Here is a 19,852-nt window from a genome sequence, read left to right as displayed (position 1 = left end):
CCTATGTCAGGCAGGCTACGCAGACGTAGCGCCTGCTGCTGCCTCATCCGGAGCGGTGCGGGCTGGTCCTCCCAGGGAAAACGAACATGCTTATCGAAAAACTCAACTGGCGTTATGCCACCAAGAAAATGGATCCTTCCAAGACTGTTGCGGAAGACAAGGTCGAGCGCATCGTCGAAGCCGCCCGGCTGGCGCCGACTTCCAGCGGGTTGCAGCCGTTCGAAGTCATCGTCGTTTCCGATCCGGAAGTTCGCGCAAAGATCCGCGAGATCGCCTGGAACCAGGCGCAGGTGACTGAAGGCTCGCATCTTCTGGTGTTTGCGGCGTGGGATAACTACACGCAAGAGCGGATCAACCATATGTTCGATCTGGTCAACGAAGAGCGTGGCGTCAAGAACGAGGGCTGGGAAGCGTATCGTCAGAAGCTTCTCTCCTCCTATCCGCAGCGTGATGAGCAGGTGAATTTCGAACACGCAGCCCGTCAGGCCTATATTGGTTTCGGCATGGCGGTGGCGCAGGCTGCTTTCGAGGGTGTGGATTCCACACCGATGGAAGGTTTCGATCCGGCCAAGCTGGATGAAATCCTCGGCCTGCGTGAAAAGGGCCTGCGCTCCGTCACCATCCTGCCGCTCGGATACCGCGAGCCGGAAGGCGACTGGCTGGTGAACCTGAAGAAGGTCCGCCGCCCGCTTGAGGAATTCGTCAGCCGCGTCTGATTTCCACGCACTCGCGAAGTCTTGACTGCCGCAGGGCCGCACAGACGGCTTTGCGGTAGATTTTTTCTCTGATTTCAGATAATTGAAAAATCATCCCTGTTAAAAGATGGCGCCTGCGGGCAAGTATGCGCCATCGAATTGCCGATCCCCGGCATTTCTGAGTGAAAGCCTGACGAAATGACCCGGAAAATCAGCTGTCATCGAATGTGCCGGAAGGCTGCATGAAGAGAGCGGTTCAGCACCGCAACAGGATTTTTTGAGACCCGATCCGTCAAGAGTTTTCGCAGAGTTCCCAATGAGTTTTTCATCCAACGCGACATCGCTCGCGCGCGCACCGCAGACTGCCAAGGACGCGATGGTAACGTTTGAAGGCGTGACCAAGACCTTTGGCGGCAGCGATGGCAAGCCGGGCTTCGCAGCCCTCGCCGGCATTGACTATGTCGTGCCGAAGGGTTCCATCACTGGCATAATCGGCCGCTCTGGTGCCGGCAAATCCACCCTCATCCGCCTCGCCAACGGCCTTGAAAAACCGTCGTCCGGCCGGGTGGTCGTCGACAGCGTCGATGTTGCCGCCCTTGATGAGAAGAGTCTGAGGACCCTTCGCCGTTCCGTCGGCATGATCTTCCAGCACTTCAATCTTCTGTCGTCGCGCACCGCTTTCGACAATGTGGCGCTGCCGCTAGAAATTGCCGGTCTCGGTAAAAAAGAGATCGAAACGCGGGTAACGCCGCTGCTCGAACTCGTCGGCCTTTCCGACAAGGCGAAGCGTTATCCGGCGGAACTGTCGGGTGGGCAGAAGCAGCGTGTCGGCATCGCCCGAGCGCTTGCGACGCAACCCAAGCTGCTGTTGTCGGACGAGGCGACGTCCGCGCTCGATCCGGAGACGACCCAGTCCATCCTTGAACTCCTGAAGCGCATCAATGCCGAACTTGGGCTGACAGTGCTGCTCATCACCCACGAGATGGAGGTGGTGAAGACCATCGCCTCGCAGGTCGCCGTCATCGACAGGGGCCTGATCGTGGAGGAGGGGCGCACCTTCGATATTTTCACCGCGCCGAAACACGAGACGACCCGCAGCCTGCTGTCGTCCTCGGTCGGGGTTAAGCTGCCGCACTGGGTTACATCAGGGTTGAAGCCGGAAGCCGAGGAGGGTGACCGCGTTCTCGTGCGGCTGGTGTTCTTCGGCGAAACGGCATTCCAGCCGCTGACCGCGCGTCTTGTTGCGGAAATCGGTCCTGACGTGAACATCCTTGCCGGCACCATCGAGGAAATTTCCGGCGAACCATTCGGCTCGCTGGTTGTGTCCTATCCGGCCACGGCGGAAACCACCGCCCGCGCCGGCCGCTTTTATACTGAGACCGGTCTTCACACGGAGGTGCTCGGTTATGTCGCCTGATATGCTTTTCAACCTTCTGTCGAAGGGTCTTCTGCAGACGCTGCACATGGTCGCGGTCGCCGGCATCGTCGGCTCCATCATCGGCGTGCCTATGGGCGTTTTCCTTGCCACCAGCGGCAAAGGCGAACTCTTCCCCGCGCCGATGACGAACCGCATCCTCGGCCTTGTCGTCAATGCGGCGCGCTCCACGCCCTTCATCATTCTGGTGGTGGCGATCATTCCCTTCACGCGGCTGGTCGCTGGCACTTCCATCGGCACCAGTGCGGCCATCGTGCCGCTGACGGTTGCCACCGTGCCTTTCATCGCGCGGCTGGTGGAAGCGGCGATCCGCGAAGTCGACAAGGGCCTGATCGAAGCGGCCCGCGCCATGGGCGCAACACCGTTGCAGATCGTCACCAAGGTCCTGCTTGCGGAAGCAAAGCCGGGCATCACGCTGGCGCTTACCCTCACGCTCGTCAGCCTCATCGGTTATTCGGCCATGGTCGGTGCTGTCGGCGGCGGCGGGCTGGGTGATCTCGGCATTCGCTACGGCTACCAGCGCTTCATGCCTGACGTGATGCTGGTCGTGGTGCTGGTGCTGATCGTGCTCGTGCAACTCGTGCAGAGCGCCGGCGACCGGCTTGCCCGCAGCTTCGACAAGCGCACCCGCAAGAACTGATAAAACCGTTCAAGAACAACAAACCCAAGAACAACAAACCCAAGGAGACATCCATGAAGAAAATCATCCTCGCGGCTTCGCTCGCCGCTCTCTTTACCGCCGGTCAGGCGCTGGCCGAAACCATCAAGATTGGTGTTACACCTGCCGAGCACGCGCAGATCATGGAACAGGTCAAGAAGATCGCCGCCGCCAAGGGACTGGACATCGATATCGTCGAGTTCTCCGACTACGTCGTGCCGAACCAGGCACTGGCAGACGGTGAGCTTCAGGCCAACTCCTTCCAGCACCAGCCTTACCTCGACAACCAGATCGCTGACCGCAAGTTCGATCTCGTCAGCGTCGGCACCACCATCACCACCCCGATGGGCGTTTATTCGAAGAAGGTGAAGAGCCTTGACGAGCTGAAGGACGGCGCGACGGTCGGTATTCCGAACGACCCGACCAATGGCGGCCGTGCGCTTCTCGTTCTCGCTTCCAAGGGTGTGCTCAAGGTCAAGGAAGAAGCCGGTCTGAAGGTAACGCCTGCCGACATCACCGAAAACCCGAAGAACATCCAGATCGTCGAACTTGACGCTGCGCAGTTGCCGCGCTCGCTGGATGACACCGACGCGTCGGTCATCAACACCAATTATGCCACGGCAGCAGGCCTGAACCCCAAGAAGGACGCCATCGCCATCGAAAGCGAAAAGTCCCCTTACGCAAACGTCATCGCCGTTCGTGCGCAGGACAAGGACAAGCCGTGGGTGAAGACGCTGGTGGAATCCTACCACAGCCCGGAAGTGAAGGCCTTCATTCTGGAGAAGTTCAACGGCACGGTCATTCCATCCTGGTAATCAGGCCTGACACGATTGAAGTTGCAGCCTCTCCCGTTCGCGGGGGAGGTTTTTTGTTTGCGGGGCGAACGCATCCGCGGTTTTTATGAAAATCCCCCACCATTGTGGGGAGAATTTTTCTCTTTTTCACCCCTACTGTCGTTTTATACCCGTTGTTTTTTGTGGCGTCGCCACAATCCAACTTAACGGCTTTTGAATGTTTCCTTCGCAAGATGATGCTTTCGAAGGGGATTTTATGCGGATTGCGCCGCGAAACATTGGGGAATATTTGCCGGTCGGGCGTAGAACCGCCGTCGGCGTCGTATTGTCCACATTTGCGCTGGTGCTTCTCATTGTCACCGCGCTGGTCTTGTCTGCTCTGAGCCAGGTCAGGGAAAGGGCGAACTCGCTCGACAATGCCCGCTCGCGCGAGACAACGGCGGGCGCCCTTGTCACCTTCCGCGACCAGCTTGGCGCGACGCTGAACGACTACGCCGCCTGGGACGATGCCGCCGACTATGTCTACGCCCCCGACAGGTTCGACTGGGTGGCGAGCAATTATGGCGAGATGACGGTCAACAGCGATCTTTTCGATACCGCCGTCGTCCTCGACGAAGACGGCAAGGTCCGCATGGCCTACCAGAACGGCAAGCCGGTTGCCTGGAAGCCCCATGACTATTTCGCAGAAGGCCTCAAGGAGATGATCGAACGGGTGCGCTCCATGCGTCCCGGCATCGCGTCGCAGGTCACCGGTTTCGTGAAAACCCGCGACGGCGTCGCGGCTACGGGGGTCGCGCTGGTGCGGCTCAAATCCGGGGTCTTGCCTCCGGTTGGATCCGAGCGGCGATATCTGATTTTCGCCCGTCATCTCAAACAGGCGACGGTAGACAAGCTGGCCCGCAATTACGTCATCGATGGTCTGCAACTGCAATATGGCGACGGACCGGCGACCAACCATGTGGATGTCGTCAATCCGCTTGGTGATGTGCTGGCGCGGCTCGTCTGGCGCTCCCAGCTGCCGGGGGACGTGAGCTTCCATGAGGCCCGGCCGGTCGTCTTCACGGCACTCGGCATTGCCGGAACGTTCTTTCTCGTACTTCTCATCATCGGTTCGGCGACGCTCGACCGGCTGAAGGCCGACGAGGCGGCGGCGAGGGAAGAGGCGCTGCGCGATCGTCTGAGCGGGCTCAGCAACCGCGCCGGGCTGTTTTCCAAGCTGAACCGCATGGTGGGCAAGGCCCGCCACGACAAGACCGATATCAAGCTGCTTTACCTCGATCTTGATGGTTTCAAGGAGATCAACGATTCCTACGGTCACGCTGCCGGCGATCGGCTGATCAAGGGCGTTGCGGCGGCGCTCAGGGTGCTTGTGCCGGAAGATGCCGTGCTCGCGCGGCTCGGCGGCGACGAATTCGCCATCGCCATTCAGGGCAACGACGTGTGGTCGGAAGGCCGCAAGCTCTGCCAGGCGCTGCTCGAACTGTTCACCGAGCCGTTCAGCATCGGCGAGCGGGTGGCGAGCATCGGTTGCAGCATCGGCACTTCCGTCTCCAGAGCCGGTGATATCAACGGTGAGGAACTGCTGCGCCGCGCCGACATGGCCATGTATCAGGCCAAGGAAAACGGGCGTGGGCGTTATGTCGCCTACGAGCTGAAAATGGATGCGCTGCGCGAGGAAAAGCTGCAGCTTGAGGCCGATCTGCGTTATGCCATCCTGAATGACGAGATATCGGTGGTCTACCAGCCGGTCGTCAATGCCGCCACGCGCAGTATCACCGGGGTGGAGGCGCTTGCCCGCTGGCAAAGGCCGGGATACGGCTTCGTGCCCCCGGATATCTTCATCGCCGCTGCCGAAACCAGTGGCCTTATCGAGCGGCTCGGCCTGCTGGTGCTGCGCAAGGCCTGCGAGACGGCAGGTCAATGGCCCTCCATCAAGCTCTCGGTGAATATTTCACCCGTTCAGTTCCGCAATCCGGCCTTTTCCGGCAACGTGGCGGAGATTCTCGCTGCCACGCAGACGCCAACCGCAAGGCTGCGGCTGGAAATGACCGAGGGCTATTTCATCCAGAATCCGGAGCGGGCAAGTGCGGCAATCGACAAGCTGAAACAGCTTGGCCTGCATATAGCGCTCGACGATTTCGGAGCCGGTTTCGCCAGCGTCGGATATCTGCGCCGCTTCGGTTTCGACCGCATGAAGATCGACCGGTCGCTGGTCATGGCCCTGGAACAGGGCGGGCGGTCGCTGGAAATGTTGCAGGCAACCGTGGCGCTTGCGAAATCTCTCGATATTCCGGTCACGGCGGAGGGCGTCGAGACAGAAGAACAGGCGGCTATCCTGCATCTGTGTGGCTGTGACGAATTGCAGGGCTACCTGTTCTCAAAACCCGTCGCCGCTGAAGAGATTACCGCCATGCTGGAGGAGCAGACGGCGCCGCTGTTTGCGCTTCGGGCAGGGGCAAAAGGGTGATCCACACTCCGTCACTCCGGACCTCATCCGGGGCCCAGAGCGATCAAGTCGTTAATCGCGTAAGAGCCTTTTCACCGTGAAGACGTGCCGTGGCTGGCCGCCGATCCGCTTTAGCGCCCCAGATGGCGCTCGCCGCGCTTCTTTGCCAGTTCGATCTGCAGCTGCCGGTCGCGGAACCGCTGGCGGTCCTCTTCTGTCCGGTCGTCGTAACAGCTAGGGCAGGACACACCTTCCTCGAACAACGGGGATTGGCGCACCTGCGATGTGATCGGGTTGCGGCAGGCGTGGCAAAGCTTGTGATCGCCTTCGGCAAGACCGTGGACGACGGAGACGCGCTCGTCAAACACGAAGCAGGCGCCTTCCCACAGGCTCTCTTCTTCCGGCACCTCTTCCAGATATTTCAGGATGCCGCCCTTGAGGTGATAGACCTCATCGAACCCCTGTTCCTTCATGAAGGCGGTCGCCTTTTCGCAGCGGATGCCGCCGGTACAATACATGGCGATCTTCGGCTTGTTGTGCAGGCCGGGATTGTTCTTTACCCAGTCGGGAAACTCGCGGAAGGTCTTGGTCTTCGGGTCCACCGCGCCCTTGAAGAGACCGATCGCGGTCTCGTAGTCGTTGCGGGTGTCGATGACGATGGTGTCCGGGTCGGAGATCAGCGAGTTCCAGTCGCGCGGATCGACATAGGTGCCGACAATGCGGTTGGGATCGATATCCGGCACGCCCATGGTGACGATCTCTTTCTTGAGCTTCACCTTCATGCGCACGAAGGGCATGTTCGATGCCCGGCTTTCCTTATGTTCCAGCGCCGTAAATTCCGGCTGCGCACGCAGGAAGGCAAGTATGGCGCGCACACCCGCATCGGGCCCGGCAATGGTGCCATTGATGCCTTCCGCCGCCAGAAGCAGCGTGCCCTTGACGCCGTTTTCCCGGCAAAGCTGAAACAGCTCGTCGCGCAGGCTTTCAAACCGCGGCAGGCGGGCGAAATGATAAAGCGCAGCCACAAGAAAATCGCCAGTGGGGTGAGGGGCGGCTTCCGGGCGGGGGAGAATGGTGGTGTCGGTCATGGGCGCTGAAATACAGCGGCGGCGGCCGCAAATCAATATTTATCCGCCGCTGCCGGTATTTTGAAAATCGTCAAATTCTCAGTCTCTTCGGGCTTTCCGGTCTACTTCGCCGCCCGCCGCCATAAAAGGCCGACGATGCGGCTCTCGGTTCTGGCGGATTCGGAGAAGACTTCGTTTGCCAGCTCAAGACCATCTCCGCGCAGCGCCTGCTGCCTCTGAATGATTGCATCGAGAAGCAGAGCCAGTCGCTCGCCATTGCCGAAACGCTCCGGTTCCTGGTCCGCAAAGGCTGCAAGGACCGAAAGATCGTGCTCGTGGCCAAGGATGTCGACCAGCCGCTTGGTGTCGGCCCGCTTGGCGCGCATGGCCGATGGCCAGAGGCGGCGCAGGAGGCCGAGATGCATCCAGTAGGCCTGGCCCGCCTTGCGTAATTCGTGGAAATGTTCGACGTCGGCCTGCTCATGGCAGTCGGCAAGTGCTTTACGCGCCCTCTTCCTCTGCTTCGCCCACCCGGTCTTCACCAGCCTTGTCACATCCTTAAGCTCGTCCGGCAGCGACACTGCCTTCAGCTTCTTGCGTGCTTCCTCGCAGCCGGCGATGGCGGCCGCAATGGCCTCGTCGAGACCTGCCTCATGTTCGATGGCGTGGTCACGGCGCTTGCGCAGGACTGTCGCGATCGATCGCAGCGCCTTTCCTTGCGTCGTGGAGGCCGCGAAGGTCTCGAGATACTCCACCGTCTCCACGAGCGCCGTCGCTTCCCGCGCAAAAGCGAGCGAGCGGGCGATGTCGCGAAAGCGGGCGTTTTCCTCTTTGCTGAAATCGGGTGCTGCCCTGGCGACGAGGCGGTAGAGGGCGCGCAGCCGCTTGAACCGCTTGCGGGCATCGTGCACCGCCTCATGGCGCCCGGAAGGCTGGTCGCGAAGGCTGATTATCGCCTCTTCGATGAGTTCCAGTCCCGCGCGGCGGATTTCATCGTCGAACGGTTTGTTCGGGTCAATCCTGAAGGGCATCCGCCAAGTCTCCGTGGGGACAGTCCATGGCGAGCGACTGGTTGGAGAAGCGACGGTCGCCCGTTACCTCCTTGCCAAGCCAGGAGGGCAGATCGGGGTTGGCGTTCTCGTCGTCCATCTCTACCTCCGCCACGATCAGCCCCTTGTATTTACCCTCGAAAACATCGACTTCCCAAGTGAATCCACCGTGATCAACCGTGTGGCGCATCTTCTCGATCACCACGCCGGGGGCGCTGGCCATCAATTCTTCCGCGTCATTCAGTGGAATGGAATATTCATATTCATCACGGACGAGCGAACTCGCGCCGATCTTGATGGTCAGTGTCGCGTCAAGCCCGTTGACGATCCTGACCCGGACCGAACGATTTTCCAGCGAGGCGACATATGCCTGCCGGAAAGCCATGCTACGCGTCACTTCATTACGCCATTCATCGCCTGCAACCAGAAACTTCCGCTCGATTTCCTTGGCCATGCTGTCTCCGTAAACCGGTGCGCCAGATTATCGCATGAAGACGTCATAAAGAAGCGAATAGATTGAAGTATCTGGATAAAAATGGTCTTGCCATGCCTCGACATCAAGGCCGGGGCAGGCTAATCGATAAACCGGATTTCAATCGTTTCAATCGCGCAAGGGAGGCTTATCTTGGCCCAGGACTCCGAAAAACTGCTCTCCATCCTCAAGCTGCAGCCGGTCGTGCCGGTGCTGATCGTGGATGATGCTGCCTCCGCCGTGCCGCTCGCGCGCGCTCTGGTCGCAGGTGGCCTGAAGGCAATCGAGATCACCATGCGCACGCCGGCGGCACTCGATGCCATCCGTGCGGTTGCGGCGGAAGTGGAGGGCGCCCATGTCGGCGCCGGCACCATCCTCAACGCCAAAGATTTCGAGGCGGCCGCCGAAGCCGGTTCCACCTTCATCGTCAGCCCAGGCATCAATAAAAGCGTGCTGGAAGCTGCGCGCGCCTCCAACGTGCCGCTTCTTCCTGGGGCCGCCACGGCAAGCGAAGTCATGGCGCTGCGCGACGAAGGCTACAAGGTGCTGAAGTTCTTCCCGGCGGAACAGGCCGGTGGCGCGCCATACCTTAAGGCACTGTCCTCGCCGCTCGCCGGCACGGTGTTCTGCCCGACCGGCAGCGTCTCGCTGAAGAATGCCAATGACTATCTTTCCCTGCCGAACGTCGTCTGTGTCGGCGGTTCCTGGGTTGCTCCGCGCGAACTGGTGGCAACGGCTGACTGGGCCGGCATCACCAGGCTCGCCGCCGAAGCCGCAGCACTGCGCGGCTGATCTACTACTTCTTCAAGCCCGTTCACGAAGGCGTGAGCGGGTTTGTCATTTGTATTCGTGCCATGGCTCCCTATCTTCCCGTGTAGACTTTACCCTCACAGGAGATTTTGATGTTCGACGCCAAGAAGCTTCTTGAACAATTCCTCGGCTCACAGGTGCCGGGCCTTTCGGGAAGCGTCCGTGACAGAGCCGGGCAGGCCGCCGATATCGCCAAGAACAATCCGATGAAGGCCGGTGCGCTTGCCGCCGCCATTCTAGGCACCAAGACCGGCCGCAAGCTCGCCGGCAATGTCGCCACCATCGGCGGCGTAGCGGCCATCGCCGGTCTCGGTTATCTCGCCTACAAGAATTACAAATCCGGGCAGGCGCCTGAAGTAGCTCCAAAACCAGAGCCGGAGCTTCTCGCCCCGCCCGCCGATTCCGCCTTCCATCCGCAGTCCCCCGCCCTTTCCAACGATTTTGCGCTGAAACTCATCCAGGCGATGATTGCCGCTGCCAAGGCAGACGGCCATATCGACGAAAAAGAGCGCGCCAACATCATGGATAAGGTGCAGGTGTCCGGCCTCGACACTGAAGCCGAGCGGTTCCTCGAAAAGGAACTGGCCGATCCGCTGGATATCGACGCACTGGTGGCTGCTGCCCGCACAGAGGAGCAGAAGGTGGAAATCTACACCGCCTCGCGTCTTGCCATAGAGGCCGATACGCGGGCTGAGCGCGGTTATCTCGATCTGCTTGCCGGGCGGTTGGGATTGCCCGATGCGCTGGTCGATCATATCGAGTCGACGGTGGTGGCGGCGAAGGTTTGAGGTTAGAACAGGGGGGTGAACCACGCCCCCCTGCCGTATATGCACTGTTGTCATCCAGCCCCGCTTGGCCTAATCCTTCTCCCAGACAACGGGGAAGAGAATGCGCGATCTGAGTGATTTTAAGGGATGTCCGGCGCCGCAGCCGGTGACGCTGAAGGGCCGTTATGTGACGGCGGAAACGTTTGATCGCGACAGGCATCTTGCAAGGCTCTGGACTGCGCTTGGTGGTGAGGGGGTCAATGCGCTTCTCAAATATTTCCCGCAAAGCGGCTTTGCCGATGCTGCAGCCTTTGGTGACTGGCTCGTCAACGCGGGTGATAAACTCAACTGGGTGACATTGGTTTTCGTTGAAAATGCCACCGGTGACGTCGTGGGAATGGCAAGCTACATGCGGCCCGATCCCGCCAATGGCGTGGTCGAGGTCGGTTCGGTTGCCCATGGCGCCAGGATGAAGCGCTCGCCGCTTTCGACCGAAGCGCATTATCTGATGGCGAAACACGTTTTCGAGGATCTGGGTTACCGCCGCTACGAGTGGAAATGCCACAATCAAAACGAACCCTCCAAGATCACGGCGAAGCGTTACGGCTTCACCTTCGAGGGTGTGTTCCGCCAGCACATGATCTCCAAGGGTGCCAACCGCGATACGGCGTGGTTTTCCATGATCGACGGCGAATGGCCGTTGATTGGCAAGGCGTTTGAAATCTGGCTTTCGCCGGAGAATTTCACGGCCGATGGCGCGCAGAAGCGCAAGCTTGAGGATATCCGCGCGGAGCTCGCCCATGACCACGCCTGAAAAGAAGGCTGGCTCTGGCCGTAAAGACTGGTCGCCGGGCCTTGCCGCCGCTGGCATCATCCTTGGTTTTGGGCTGGTGTTTTACGTGATGCCGAAAATCATGCTGTGGCTGGGGGATTATTCGCCCTTTCTTGCCGCGGCTTTTGGCTCGGTGGTGGTGCTGTGCTTTTTCCTGCTGTTCTGGCTGCGCGCCCGCTACCAGCGCCGCCGCGACAGTCAGAACTGAAGCGACGCACCAAGCAGCATAAGGCCCATCAAAAGCACGAACAGCGCACCGGCAATCTCGATCGCGTGGCTGATGCCCGCTGCCCTGCGGCTTCCGGGGCCGGCGAAGCGCACGGCAAGCCCCTTGGCCGAGACGGCCATGATGGCAAGCAGCGATACGGTGATGGCGGTACCCAGCGACATGGCAAGCACGGAAAGCACGCCGCCGAGAAAAATCCCGTTCAAGAGCGCAAAGCTCATGACGATGATGGCACCGGAGCATGGCCGCAGGCCAACTGCGATGATCGCCGACCACGCTTCGTGCAGGCTGAAATTCTTGCCTTTGAGAAGCAGCGGATCGGGCGCGTGCGATTTTCCGCAGGAGACGCAAAGATCACCTGTGCCGCTATGGGCGTGGTCCGCGAAAACCGGCTTGCCCTGAAACCTGAGGCCCGTGCCCATGCCCGTGGTTCTGACTGCTGTTGCTTCCCCCGCAACCGCGAAGGCTGCAACCGGTACGCGCCGGATGCGCAGCGACCAGAGCTTGCGTAGCAGAAGCCAGGCGCCGAACAGCGCCACCATGGCAAAGCTGGCGATCTCCATTGCCTGCGTGGCTTTCGTCATGGTGATGGAGGTGCCGCGCAGCACGAGCCAGGCTGCGACAACGAGGCCGATGGCCATTGCGCCCTGAATGAGTGCTGAAATGAAGGAAATGAGAATGCCGCGTTTCAGCTGCGTTTCATTGGCGATCATATAGGAAGAGATGACAGCCTTGCCGTGGCCAGGACCGGCGGCATGAAAGACCCCGTATGCAAAGGAGAGGCCAACCAGCGATGCCATCGCCCAATTGTCTTCGCGCATGGCTTTCAGGGCACCGGTCAGCGCCCGGTAGAACATCTGCTGGTGCACGTTGATCCATTGCATCAGCGGCGCGAACGGCCCGCCAGGGGCAAAGGACGGCTCGGCCGAGCCTATGCCGAGCGGCGATTGCGCATGGGCAGCACCTGCCACAGCCAGCACGCAGATCGCGACGATGGTCAGGTGTCCGCAAAGGCGCCCGTTTCGGCTCAGCATGTCACCTCCAGCCGGGTGGCGAAGAGTTTGGTCATGTCGGTGCCGGTCGGGTCGTTGAAGAAGGCGTCGGTGAGCGAACTCTGGTTTTGTGAGATCACCTCGTCCGGGTCGGGACGCACGACATGGTGCTTGCAGGCGGCGAGATCCTTGCCGACGGTCGCCAGATCGCCGTCTTTCGCAAAATCGATCGCCGTATACATGGTCGGGTCCCACGCGCCGAAGCTGAGCTTGCCCTTGATGGAAAGCGGCGTGTTTGGCTTGACGGAAAAGAACATCAGGATCTGCTTGTCCTTGTAGTCCACATGAATGGTGTCGGGCTTTGCGAAATCCACCTGTTTTCCGTTGGCGGTAATGAAGGTGTAATAGGAATATTCGCCGAGCGATTCACGCACGGTGTTGCCGATTTCGGCCAGCTCATTCTTGTCCAGCTTCAGGTCGCCGTTCTTGTCGTAATCCATCACCACGCTTGCCGAGAACATCTCGTCGAAACGCCAGATGTTGCGCACCTCCTGGATGGTACCGTTCGGCCCCTCGACGATTTCCATGCGCGCTTCGGCGAAAATATGCGGATGTGCCGCGGCGGCAACGGGAATGGAGGTCAGGCCAGCCGCAAGGAGCAAAAGTCGTCTGTTCATTATCCGGTCTGTCCTGCCTTCGAATCTCGGAGCTGGATTCTAGCAGAAATTGGGACCGAATTTCGACCTGATATGCGCTTTGGTGATGTGGCTGCCCTATGTTTCAGAAGGTGCCGGTGAAACGCGAGGTGACGCTCGATCCGCTATAGGACAGGTCGGTGTCGCGCTCGCCATGCAGAAGGGGGTTGAATTCCACCTCCAGCTTGCTGTTCTTGCCGGTGTCGAAGGACAGTGTGGCCACCAGCCTTCGTTCGCTGGTGTCGTAATTGTAATAGATCCAGTCCTTGTGGACACGCTGCAGCGCCAGGTCCAGCCCCACCTTGTCGGTGAGCTTGCTTTTAACCACGAACTGCCAACGGCGGTGGAACTCGGCAATGGGATCATCAGGGTCGAAAAGCGCGTAATCCTGGGAGAAGCCAGCACCGAAGGCGATGCGGTCGGTAGCCTTCACCTCGGCTTCGGCCCTGAGATAGGGCCGGGTGCGCTTCACCTTGTCGCTGATATCGTCGCCGGAAATGGTCGTCAGGCCCCCTTCGGCCAGAACGGCGAAGCGTTCGGAGAACTTGTAACCGTAGGCAAGTGATCCCCGCAACGTGCTGGCCGGAAAACGCTCGTATTTCTCCTGCTGGCTTTCCGGCACGACAATGCGGTCATAAGCAATTGTCAGTCCGGCCTCGCCGCCGGCCAGCGGGCGCACATGTTCGGCCTTGAGCGACAAGAGCGCTTCATTGGCCTCCAGGCGGGTGGGCTCGAAATAGGCCGGACGAAAACGCGCCCTGCCTTTCATCAGGCTGGCAAAACCCGCCGTCAGCGTGTTCTTTCCGCCAAGAGCAAGGATGCCGAGCTGTGTCGATGCCTCCAGCTTGTGGTCCAGTCGCCGGTAACCGATGTCTTCTTCCGGCAGATGCAGGAAGATATCGCCGGCATCGCTGCGTGTGCCACGCAGTTCCACGGCCCATTCCAGCCGCTCCGACAGACGCCTGGTCAGCCCCAGGCTGGCAATGGTGTTGTGTTCATTGGCAAAACGGTAACGGGGGAGGCGAACCTCCTCATGCTCGAGCGAATAACGCAGTTCCGTGCCATCAAGCACGAACTTTCCGTTAAGCCCGAAGCCCGCGCGCAGCGAAATCGCCTTCAGCCGGTTGGTATCGCCGAAGTAATTGGTGTCGTAGCCGATGCCGGTTTTATAGGTGATATTGTGATCATCGGCGTTTTCCCCCGCCTGCGCACCGCAGGTGCAGGCAAGCCCAAGAACAAGCGCGATGTATCCTCCCAGCCGCATTTGCATCTCCGGTCTCTAATTAAGCAATATCTTATATTTGGATGGTTAATAAAGTTTCAGGGGCGATATATTGTCGAGGCCGGAATTCATGGTGTATTCCACGAAAATTCCAGGAGAATAGACCGGCGCCAATCGCGTAAAACTTGATTAAAATCATCAGTATTAAAGTTAATTGTTTATTGTAATATTAGGCTTTGCTTGAATTAGAATCCTCTAAATATACAGTTCGACTACGCCATGGGGCGTGATCAAACATAAGAGGAGAGAGAAATGATTGCCAAATTTGCTTGCATAGCCGCTGTTCTTACTGTCGCTTCCGTTGGTCAAGCCAATGCCGGTGGTCTGCTGGGCGGTATCCTGTCCGGAAACAGTAACAAGGGCGGCGCACTCGTCGTCGTGTCGCCAAGCATCGATCTGGGTGTCAGCGGTATCCTGTCCAATAACGGGATTCTGAACGGCAACAAGACCGGTATCCTGAATGGCCTTCTCAACGGCAACAAGACTTCCGTCGATGTCATCGACAACAAGAACGATGGCGGCAAAAAGCGTCGCCACTAATGGTGCAGATCGAAAATCGACAGGGATTTTCGGCGTGAACGATGCGCGCAGGATATAAGCCGGAAGCTGTCCTCCAGCTACGTGTGTATGACACACGGTGCTTCCGGAAATAACAAACGGCGCATCGCATGACTGCAAGGGGGCCTTCGGGCTCCCTTTTTTTTGTGTGGCCGCCAATGACTGCACACACAAAACTGCGGGATGGCCACTACTCATGAGGGTTTTGTGACGCGATCGCTGTCGTCATATGTCGGGACTCACGGTTCGGGATCATCCGCGTGAGTTCTGATTTATATTTGATAAATATTGGCAATATTAACGGGAATACGTTCTGCAAGGGCCTTTTTGTCCGTGCCGTTTACTCGATTTTAACCACGATGTTCTTCAATCTAGGGGTGCGTCAACCCCGTCATTACGCTGCGTTTCTGGTCGCGAAAACTCGCATCACGCAGGTGCCGGGATGGTATTTTCAAGGAGCTATCGCATGTTGAAACAATCTCTTCTCGCCCTCGGCCTGCTCGGCATTCTTTCTGACGCATCCGTTGCCGCCGACGCCGTCGGCGATATTCCAGCGGCACCGGTCGTCAACGATGTTGCGCCTGCCTTTTCCTGGGACGGTGTTTATGTCGGTGCCTCCGCCGGTTATGGCTGGAACCGCGTGAAGTCGACCACTTTCGGTGTCACCACGAAGCATGAATTTGACGGCGGCCGTTTTTCCGGTTTCGCTGGTTATAACGCTGAAGTGGCCCCCTCCATCATTCTGGGTGTCGAGGGCGATCTCGGTTATGCCTGGGGCGACAAGACCATCGTCACCAGCGAGGTTTCCGCAGGCCTGAACGGCTCCGCGCGTCTGCGCGCCGGTTATGCGATCGACCGGGCGCTGATCTACACCGCTGCCGGCTACACCGCGACGGACAGCGAAGTGAAGGCGCCCTTCGGTGAGGACAGCAAGGTGCTGCACGGCTGGACGGTCGGCGCGGGTGTAGACTATGCCTTTACCAACAACCTGTTTGGACGCGTCGAATATCGTTACAACGACTTCGGCAAGGCAACCTACCATACCGGTCCGATCACTTCGACCGGCGATGTCAGCGAACATGTCGTCAAGGTTGGCCTTGGCGTGAAGTTCTGACGGTTTTTCCGTCTTCGACAAGGGGCGGCGCAAGCGCTGCGACGCCCCGGTGCTTAAGGAAACAGGGGTGGTGTGCTTCGTGAGGAACGAAAACACACATCGCCTTCCGCTCGGGCTTGAACAGCATACCCTTTTGGTGTGATGGTGGCATCAATCCACTTCCCGCTGCCGATCTCCAGTCGATTCTCCCATGCTACAGAAAAACACCTCGCCGGGCGTTTTTGATCGTCAGGCCTATATGATTGCCGTGCTGGTCTTCATCGCCGGCGGCACCAATGCGGCTGTTGTGCCATTTATCGGTTTTTACATCATACAGGTCCTTGGTCACCCGCCGGCCACGCTTGGTCTCTACAGCGTGACGGCAATGGTTGCTTCGATCATCGCCAGCCGCACTTATGGCGAACGTGTCGATGCCGGTGTGCGGGTGCGGCCATTGCTGCTGCTCTCTGTGTTTGGTGCTTTTATCGCAGCGGCGGCGGCGACCTCCGGGCATCTGGCATTGCTCGTGGCGGTGACGGCAACGGGAATGGGGCTTTCCAACGCCGCCAGTACCCTGATTTTCAGTTATGGTCGCTATTATGGCCGGGTAAAAGCACTGGATGCACCTGCCTATAACGCCTTTCTGCGGACAATGGTGTCGCTGGCATGGATGCTGCTTCCGGCCGCCGCCTATCTGATCCTCGATCTTGCCGGTGCGCAGGCCGTGTTCATGAATGCCATGCTGATGGCGGCCATCTGGGGCGGTCTTGCCCTTGCCTTCGTGCCGCGCGGCCAGACGTGCCCGATGGAACGACGGAAAGAGGGCGACAACGATACGCGGCGCAACCTGCCATTGTTGATGGCGGCAGCGGCCAGCTTCTGCATGTCTTTCGCCCACGCCCTGTGCGCCTCGGCCCTGCCGGTATTTCTGGTGCGCGAGGTGGGCCTGCCGGATTACGTGCCGGGCCTGTCGCTCAGCGTCAAATGCGCGATGGAGGTTCTGCTGATCCTGCTTGCGCCAAGGATCATGCGCCGGGTCAGCGCCCGCATCCTTCTTTGCATCTCTGCGGTGATGGCAATCGTCGCCTTCAACGTCATAGCCTCGGTCCAGACCCTTCCGGCCATGTTGTTCGGAGCAGCACTTGAAGGGGCCTATTACGGGCTTTGCGCCGGCACGTGCCTCACCTTCGTGCAGGGCTTTGCGCGCGGACGCACCGCGCGGGCGACCGCGCTCTACATGAATTCCATTTTCCTTGCCGGGTTGTTTGCGGTGCCGCTTATGGGGTTTGTGTCGCAATATGCAAGCTTCGGTACGTCGATCAGACTTGCTTCGGTTGGTGCAGGGGCAGCCCTGCTGCTGCTGTTCCTGACGCGGCGTCAGGTCAGCGAATAGCGAGACAACGCCGAGGTTTCTGGCGCTGACACCTATCAGCCCTCATCCCTGTGCTTGTCACAGGAATCCAGTCGATGCGCGTCTGCGTCCGAAAAGAGCCCCTTTCAGCCCAAGGACTTGGGCTGGCTAGATTCCCGTGACGAGCAGAGGAATGAGGGCGGATATTGAGCCGTATCGAGCCATCCGTCGAAACCGGACGTGCGCCTGTTGCTGTCCTTACGCCGAAATATCGACAATGCCGCAGTCGCCTGCCTCGGAGGCAAATGCGAGCAGTTTGCCGGTGGCGCTCCAGTCCATGCCGGTAATGGCGCCCTTGCCGGGGCGGCGAAGCAGGGCTTCCTTGCCATCCGCAAGCCGCACGCCAAGGATCATGCCGTCAATGAAGCCAATGGCCAGCACATCTTCCAGCGGGTGAAAAGCGACATTGGTAGCCATGATGTTGGCGCGGTTGCCGAGTTCTTCGGGTGCCTTGCCCATCGGGCCGTCCTTGCCAGAAAACGGCCAGACGATCGCGGCCGGGGCACCTGATGAGGCGAGCCACTTGCCCTTTGCCGACCACGAAACGGATTTCACCTTGGCGGGATAACCCGTCATGCGCATATGGCGGGCTTCCATGCCGCCCTTGGTGGCCTCCATCTTCCAGCCATGCAGGGCGTTTTCCTGCATGGTGGTGACGAGGAACTTACCGTCAGGCGAGAAGGTGACGCCGGTATGGGCACCTTTCCATTCCAGATCGACCGGATCGCCTGCACTCGCCACCCAATGCAGCGTCACGCCGTTATAGCGTGCAACGGCAATGCGCAGGCCCTTGGGCGCGAAGGCTATTGCCTCCACCGTGCGTTCTTCCTTGAATTCCTTGACCGTGCCGTCCGAGAGGCGCACGAAGCTGGACTTGCCGACACCATAAGCGACCGCCTTCTGCGGTCCGCCCGCAACGACGCCCACCCATTTGCGCGGCACATTGGCGATCTCGCTGAGGCTGCCATCATGGCCAATGCGCAGCACGCGCCCGTCCTCGCCGCCGGAAAGCAGCGTGGCGCTATAGGGATCGCGGATGCAGGTCAGCAGACCCTCATGCGCCTCAGTGACCTTCTCGCCGCCATCCAGCCGGTGAATGGTGCCGGCGGCGGTGGCAAACAGCGGAATGTCGCCGAGAAAATGGGTCGAGACCACGTGGCCTTCGATATCAAGCGGGGCAACAGTCGGCATGGGGCATCGGTCTTTCGTCTATGTGTTTGTCATTGATGGATTTCGGTCGCAGACCAGGTCGGGAAGACCCGTTGGTGCGGTTTCAACCCGTGGCGTCAAGGTCGGTCCTCGGGTCATACCCGGGGATCACTCGACCATCCATATGCTGGCCGCAATGGCTCCTCGGGTCAAGCCCGAGGATGACGTCGAAAGTGAGGAAGGGCACCGAAAACACCAAGGGTGACACGGTGCCCCGTCAAGGATGTCAAGCCGTGGCAAGGCAGGCGTTGAAGCTCTTTTCCAGCTTTTCGCGGTCGAGTTCGCGGCCGATGAAGACAAGGCGGCTTTCGCGCTTTTCGCCTTCCTTCCACGGGCGCTGGTGATCGCCCTCGATGATCATGTGCACGCCCTGCACCACGTAACGTTCCGCATCGCCCTTGAATGCGATGATGCCCTTGAGGCGCAGGATGTTCGGGCCGTCCGTCTGGGTGACCTTCTGGATCCACGGGAAGAAGCGCTCAGGGTTCATTTCGCCGCCGCGCAGCGACACCGACTGCACCGTTACGTCATGAATCGGGGAGGCGGCGCCATGGTGGTGGTGATCGTGGCCGTGGTCATGATCGTGGTGCGCGTGATCATGGTCGTGATGATGGTGGTCATGGCCGTGATCGTGCCCATGATCATGGTGGTGGTGGTCGCAATCAGGACCGCATGCGTGATCCTCGTGGCCGTGCTCGAGGAAATGCGGATCGTTTTCGAGCGCACGTTCCAGATTGAAGGCGCCCTGGTCGAGAACGCGGGCGAGATCGACGCCGGAACGGGTGGTCTTGTAGATGCGCGCAGAGGGATTGATGGCGCGCACGATATCCTCGATGCGGGCGACTTCTTCCGGCGAAACGAGATCGGTCTTGTTGACGATAACGACATCGGCAAAAGCGATCTGGTCTTCGGCTTCGCGGCTGTCCTTCAGGCGCAGCGGCAGGTGCTTGGCATCGACAAGTGCGACCACCGCGTCAAGCTCGGTCTTGGCGCGCACGTCGTCATCCATGAAGAAGGTCTGGGCGACCGGAACGGGATCGGCAAGGCCAGTGGTCTCGACAATGATGCCGTCGAATCGGCCGGGCCGGCGCATCAGGCCTTCGACCACGCGGATGAGGTCGCCGCGCACCGTGCAGCAGACGCAGCCATTGTTCATTTCGTAGATTTCTTCGTCGGATTCGACGATCAGATCGTTGTCGATGCCGATCTCGCCGAATTCGTTGACGATGACAGCGTATTTCTTACCGTGGTTCTCGGACAGGATACGGTTGAGAAGCGTCGTCTTGCCGGCGCCTAGATATCCCGTCAGGACGGTGACTGGAATGGGCTTGGCTGGTGCTGTTTCGGTCATGGAAACCTCG

General features: G+C 59.6%; 20 protein-coding genes. 12 read left to right on the top strand and 8 right to left on the bottom strand.

The window, feature by feature from the left end; genetic code table 11:
- Positions 1-86: 86 nt before the first annotated feature.
- From ASD46_RS21640 to ASD46_RS21620, 5 genes are all read left to right on the top strand, one after another.
- The gene (locus tag ASD46_RS21640; protein WP_025595047.1) at positions 87-716 is read left to right on the top strand and encodes an NAD(P)H-dependent oxidoreductase; all 630 of its coding nucleotides are present in this window, start codon (positions 87-89) and stop codon (positions 714-716) included.
- Between the two features lie 295 nt (positions 717-1,011).
- Positions 1,012-2,112: a methionine ABC transporter ATP-binding protein gene (locus ASD46_RS21635; protein ID WP_025595046.1), complete on the top strand. Its 1,101-nt coding sequence runs from the start codon at positions 1,012-1,014 to the stop codon at positions 2,110-2,112.
- The gene (locus ASD46_RS21630) at positions 2,102-2,770 is read left to right on the top strand and encodes a methionine ABC transporter permease (protein ID WP_003516230.1); all 669 of its coding nucleotides are present in this window, start codon (positions 2,102-2,104) and stop codon (positions 2,768-2,770) included. The genes ASD46_RS21635 and ASD46_RS21630 overlap by 11 nt, the downstream gene beginning before the upstream one ends.
- A 53-nt stretch (positions 2,771-2,823) precedes the next feature.
- Positions 2,824-3,603, top strand: coding sequence for a MetQ/NlpA family ABC transporter substrate-binding protein (locus tag ASD46_RS21625; protein ID WP_003516232.1), 780 nt, complete (start codon positions 2,824-2,826; stop codon positions 3,601-3,603).
- Positions 3,604-3,799: 196 nt separating this feature from the next.
- Complete coding sequence (locus tag ASD46_RS21620) at positions 3,800-6,049, top strand: EAL domain-containing protein (protein ID WP_060642668.1); 2,250 nt, start codon at positions 3,800-3,802, stop codon at positions 6,047-6,049.
- Positions 6,050-6,159: 110 nt separating this feature from the next.
- Here the strand turns inward: ASD46_RS21620 and ASD46_RS21615 are convergent, their stop codons facing one another.
- The 3 genes from ASD46_RS21615 to ASD46_RS21605 all read right to left on the bottom strand — a co-directional run bounded on the left by ASD46_RS21615 (position 6,160) and on the right by ASD46_RS21605 (position 8,598).
- The gene (locus tag ASD46_RS21615) at positions 6,160-7,116 is read right to left on the bottom strand and encodes a rhodanese-related sulfurtransferase (protein WP_060642667.1); all 957 of its coding nucleotides are present in this window, start codon (positions 7,114-7,116) and stop codon (positions 6,160-6,162) included.
- A 101-nt stretch (positions 7,117-7,217) separates the two neighbouring features.
- Positions 7,218-8,126, bottom strand: a complete 909-nt coding sequence (locus tag ASD46_RS21610; RefSeq protein ID WP_060642666.1) for a CHAD domain-containing protein — start codon at positions 8,124-8,126, stop codon at positions 7,218-7,220.
- Complete coding sequence (locus ASD46_RS21605) at positions 8,110-8,598, bottom strand: CYTH domain-containing protein (RefSeq protein WP_003516240.1); 489 nt, start codon at positions 8,596-8,598, stop codon at positions 8,110-8,112. Before ASD46_RS21605 ends, ASD46_RS21610 begins: the two co-directional genes overlap by 17 nt.
- 171 nt (positions 8,599-8,769) lie before the next feature.
- Here ASD46_RS21605 and ASD46_RS21600 point away from each other — a divergent pair, with 171 nt between their 5' ends.
- From ASD46_RS21600 to ASD46_RS21585, 4 genes are all read left to right on the top strand, one after another.
- A complete protein-coding gene (locus ASD46_RS21600) occupies positions 8,770-9,408 on the top strand; it encodes a 2-dehydro-3-deoxy-phosphogluconate aldolase (RefSeq protein WP_003516242.1) in 639 nt (212 codons plus the stop codon).
- 110 nt (positions 9,409-9,518) lie between these two features.
- Complete coding sequence (locus ASD46_RS21595; RefSeq protein WP_003516244.1) at positions 9,519-10,214, top strand: tellurite resistance TerB family protein; 696 nt, start codon at positions 9,519-9,521, stop codon at positions 10,212-10,214.
- A 100-nt stretch (positions 10,215-10,314) separates the two neighbouring features.
- Complete coding sequence (locus ASD46_RS21590) at positions 10,315-11,007, top strand: GNAT family N-acetyltransferase (RefSeq protein ID WP_019566970.1); 693 nt, start codon at positions 10,315-10,317, stop codon at positions 11,005-11,007.
- Positions 10,994-11,233 carry a hypothetical protein gene (locus ASD46_RS21585; RefSeq protein ID WP_003516247.1) on the top strand — a complete coding sequence of 80 codons (240 nt, stop codon included), beginning with the start codon at positions 10,994-10,996 and terminating at the stop codon, positions 11,231-11,233. Before ASD46_RS21590 ends, ASD46_RS21585 begins: the two co-directional genes overlap by 14 nt.
- On the opposite strand, the gene ASD46_RS21580 is transcribed toward ASD46_RS21585, so the two are convergent.
- The 3 genes from ASD46_RS21580 to ASD46_RS21570 all read right to left on the bottom strand — a co-directional run bounded on the left by ASD46_RS21580 (position 11,224) and on the right by ASD46_RS21570 (position 14,202).
- Positions 11,224-12,285, bottom strand: a complete 1,062-nt coding sequence (locus ASD46_RS21580; protein ID WP_060642665.1) for a nickel/cobalt transporter — start codon at positions 12,283-12,285, stop codon at positions 11,224-11,226. The two genes, ASD46_RS21585 and ASD46_RS21580, sit on opposite strands and share 10 nt — an antisense overlap.
- Positions 12,279-12,920, bottom strand: a complete 642-nt coding sequence (locus ASD46_RS21575) for a DUF1007 family protein (RefSeq protein WP_004430943.1) — start codon at positions 12,918-12,920, stop codon at positions 12,279-12,281. Before ASD46_RS21575 ends, ASD46_RS21580 begins: the two co-directional genes overlap by 7 nt.
- A 103-nt stretch (positions 12,921-13,023) precedes the next feature.
- Positions 13,024-14,202: a hypothetical protein gene (locus ASD46_RS21570; RefSeq protein WP_060642664.1), complete on the bottom strand. Its 1,179-nt coding sequence runs from the start codon at positions 14,200-14,202 to the stop codon at positions 13,024-13,026.
- 270 nt (positions 14,203-14,472) lie between these two features.
- Here ASD46_RS21570 and ASD46_RS21565 point away from each other — a divergent pair, with 270 nt between their 5' ends.
- The 3 genes from ASD46_RS21565 (at position 14,473) to ASD46_RS21555 (ending at position 17,264) form a co-directional block, all read left to right on the top strand.
- Complete coding sequence (locus ASD46_RS21565) at positions 14,473-14,760, top strand: hypothetical protein (protein ID WP_004430950.1); 288 nt, start codon at positions 14,473-14,475, stop codon at positions 14,758-14,760.
- Positions 14,761-15,244: 484 nt separating this feature from the next.
- Positions 15,245-15,892 (top strand): outer membrane protein, encoded by a 648-nt coding sequence (locus tag ASD46_RS21560; protein ID WP_004430952.1) that lies wholly within the window; start codon positions 15,245-15,247, stop codon positions 15,890-15,892.
- A gap of 190 nt (positions 15,893-16,082) precedes the next feature.
- On the top strand, positions 16,083-17,264 hold the full coding sequence (locus ASD46_RS21555; protein WP_013762339.1) for an MFS transporter: 1,182 nt from the start codon (positions 16,083-16,085) through the stop codon (positions 17,262-17,264).
- Between the two features lie 216 nt (positions 17,265-17,480).
- Here ASD46_RS21555 and ASD46_RS21550 read toward each other — a convergent pair whose 3' ends face one another.
- Both ASD46_RS21550 and ASD46_RS21545 read right to left on the bottom strand, forming a co-directional pair.
- Positions 17,481-18,473, bottom strand: a complete 993-nt coding sequence (locus tag ASD46_RS21550) for a WD40 repeat domain-containing protein (RefSeq protein WP_060642663.1) — start codon at positions 18,471-18,473, stop codon at positions 17,481-17,483.
- 244 nt (positions 18,474-18,717) lie between these two features.
- Entirely contained in the window at positions 18,718-19,842 is a 1,125-nt protein-coding gene (locus ASD46_RS21545; RefSeq protein WP_004430957.1) for a CobW family GTP-binding protein, read from the bottom strand.
- Between the last annotated feature and the right edge of the window lie 10 nt (positions 19,843-19,852).

Origin of the sequence: Rhizobium sp. Root491, assembly GCF_001427205.1 — a bacterium.
GTDB classification, from domain to species: domain Bacteria; phylum Pseudomonadota; class Alphaproteobacteria; order Rhizobiales; family Rhizobiaceae; genus Agrobacterium; species Agrobacterium tumefaciens.
This window is presented reverse-complemented; position numbering and strand designations above follow the sequence as displayed.

Excerpts from the sequence above, each read along its gene's own strand:
- ASD46_RS21605 (WP_003516240.1), bottom strand. The coding sequence starts at position 8,598 with ATGGCCAAGGAAATCGAGCGGAAGTTTCTGGTTGCAGGCGATGAATGG.
- ASD46_RS21635 (WP_025595046.1), top strand. The coding sequence starts at position 1,012 with ATGAGTTTTTCATCCAACGCGACATCGCTCGCGCGCGCACCGCAGACT.
- ASD46_RS21610 (WP_060642666.1), bottom strand. The coding sequence starts at position 8,126 with ATGCCCTTCAGGATTGACCCGAACAAACCGTTCGACGATGAAATCCGC.
- ASD46_RS21545 (WP_004430957.1), bottom strand. The coding sequence starts at position 19,842 with ATGACCGAAACAGCACCAGCCAAGCCCATTCCAGTCACCGTCCTGACG.
- ASD46_RS21595 (WP_003516244.1), top strand. The coding sequence starts at position 9,519 with ATGTTCGACGCCAAGAAGCTTCTTGAACAATTCCTCGGCTCACAGGTG.
- ASD46_RS21575 (WP_004430943.1), bottom strand. The coding sequence starts at position 12,920 with ATGAACAGACGACTTTTGCTCCTTGCGGCTGGCCTGACCTCCATTCCC.
- ASD46_RS21640 (WP_025595047.1), top strand. The coding sequence starts at position 87 with ATGCTTATCGAAAAACTCAACTGGCGTTATGCCACCAAGAAAATGGAT.
- ASD46_RS21615 (WP_060642667.1), bottom strand. The coding sequence starts at position 7,116 with ATGACCGACACCACCATTCTCCCCCGCCCGGAAGCCGCCCCTCACCCC.
- ASD46_RS21585 (WP_003516247.1), top strand. The coding sequence starts at position 10,994 with ATGACCACGCCTGAAAAGAAGGCTGGCTCTGGCCGTAAAGACTGGTCG.
- ASD46_RS21590 (WP_019566970.1), top strand. The coding sequence starts at position 10,315 with ATGCGCGATCTGAGTGATTTTAAGGGATGTCCGGCGCCGCAGCCGGTG.
- ASD46_RS21620 (WP_060642668.1), top strand. The coding sequence starts at position 3,800 with ATGTTTCCTTCGCAAGATGATGCTTTCGAAGGGGATTTTATGCGGATT.
- ASD46_RS21625 (WP_003516232.1), top strand. The coding sequence starts at position 2,824 with ATGAAGAAAATCATCCTCGCGGCTTCGCTCGCCGCTCTCTTTACCGCC.
- ASD46_RS21580 (WP_060642665.1), bottom strand. The coding sequence starts at position 12,285 with ATGCTGAGCCGAAACGGGCGCCTTTGCGGACACCTGACCATCGTCGCG.
- ASD46_RS21565 (WP_004430950.1), top strand. The coding sequence starts at position 14,473 with ATGATTGCCAAATTTGCTTGCATAGCCGCTGTTCTTACTGTCGCTTCC.
- ASD46_RS21560 (WP_004430952.1), top strand. The coding sequence starts at position 15,245 with ATGTTGAAACAATCTCTTCTCGCCCTCGGCCTGCTCGGCATTCTTTCT.
- ASD46_RS21550 (WP_060642663.1), bottom strand. The coding sequence starts at position 18,473 with ATGCCGACTGTTGCCCCGCTTGATATCGAAGGCCACGTGGTCTCGACC.
- ASD46_RS21630 (WP_003516230.1), top strand. The coding sequence starts at position 2,102 with ATGTCGCCTGATATGCTTTTCAACCTTCTGTCGAAGGGTCTTCTGCAG.
- ASD46_RS21570 (WP_060642664.1), bottom strand. The coding sequence starts at position 14,202 with ATGCGGCTGGGAGGATACATCGCGCTTGTTCTTGGGCTTGCCTGCACC.
- ASD46_RS21555 (WP_013762339.1), top strand. The coding sequence starts at position 16,083 with ATGCTACAGAAAAACACCTCGCCGGGCGTTTTTGATCGTCAGGCCTAT.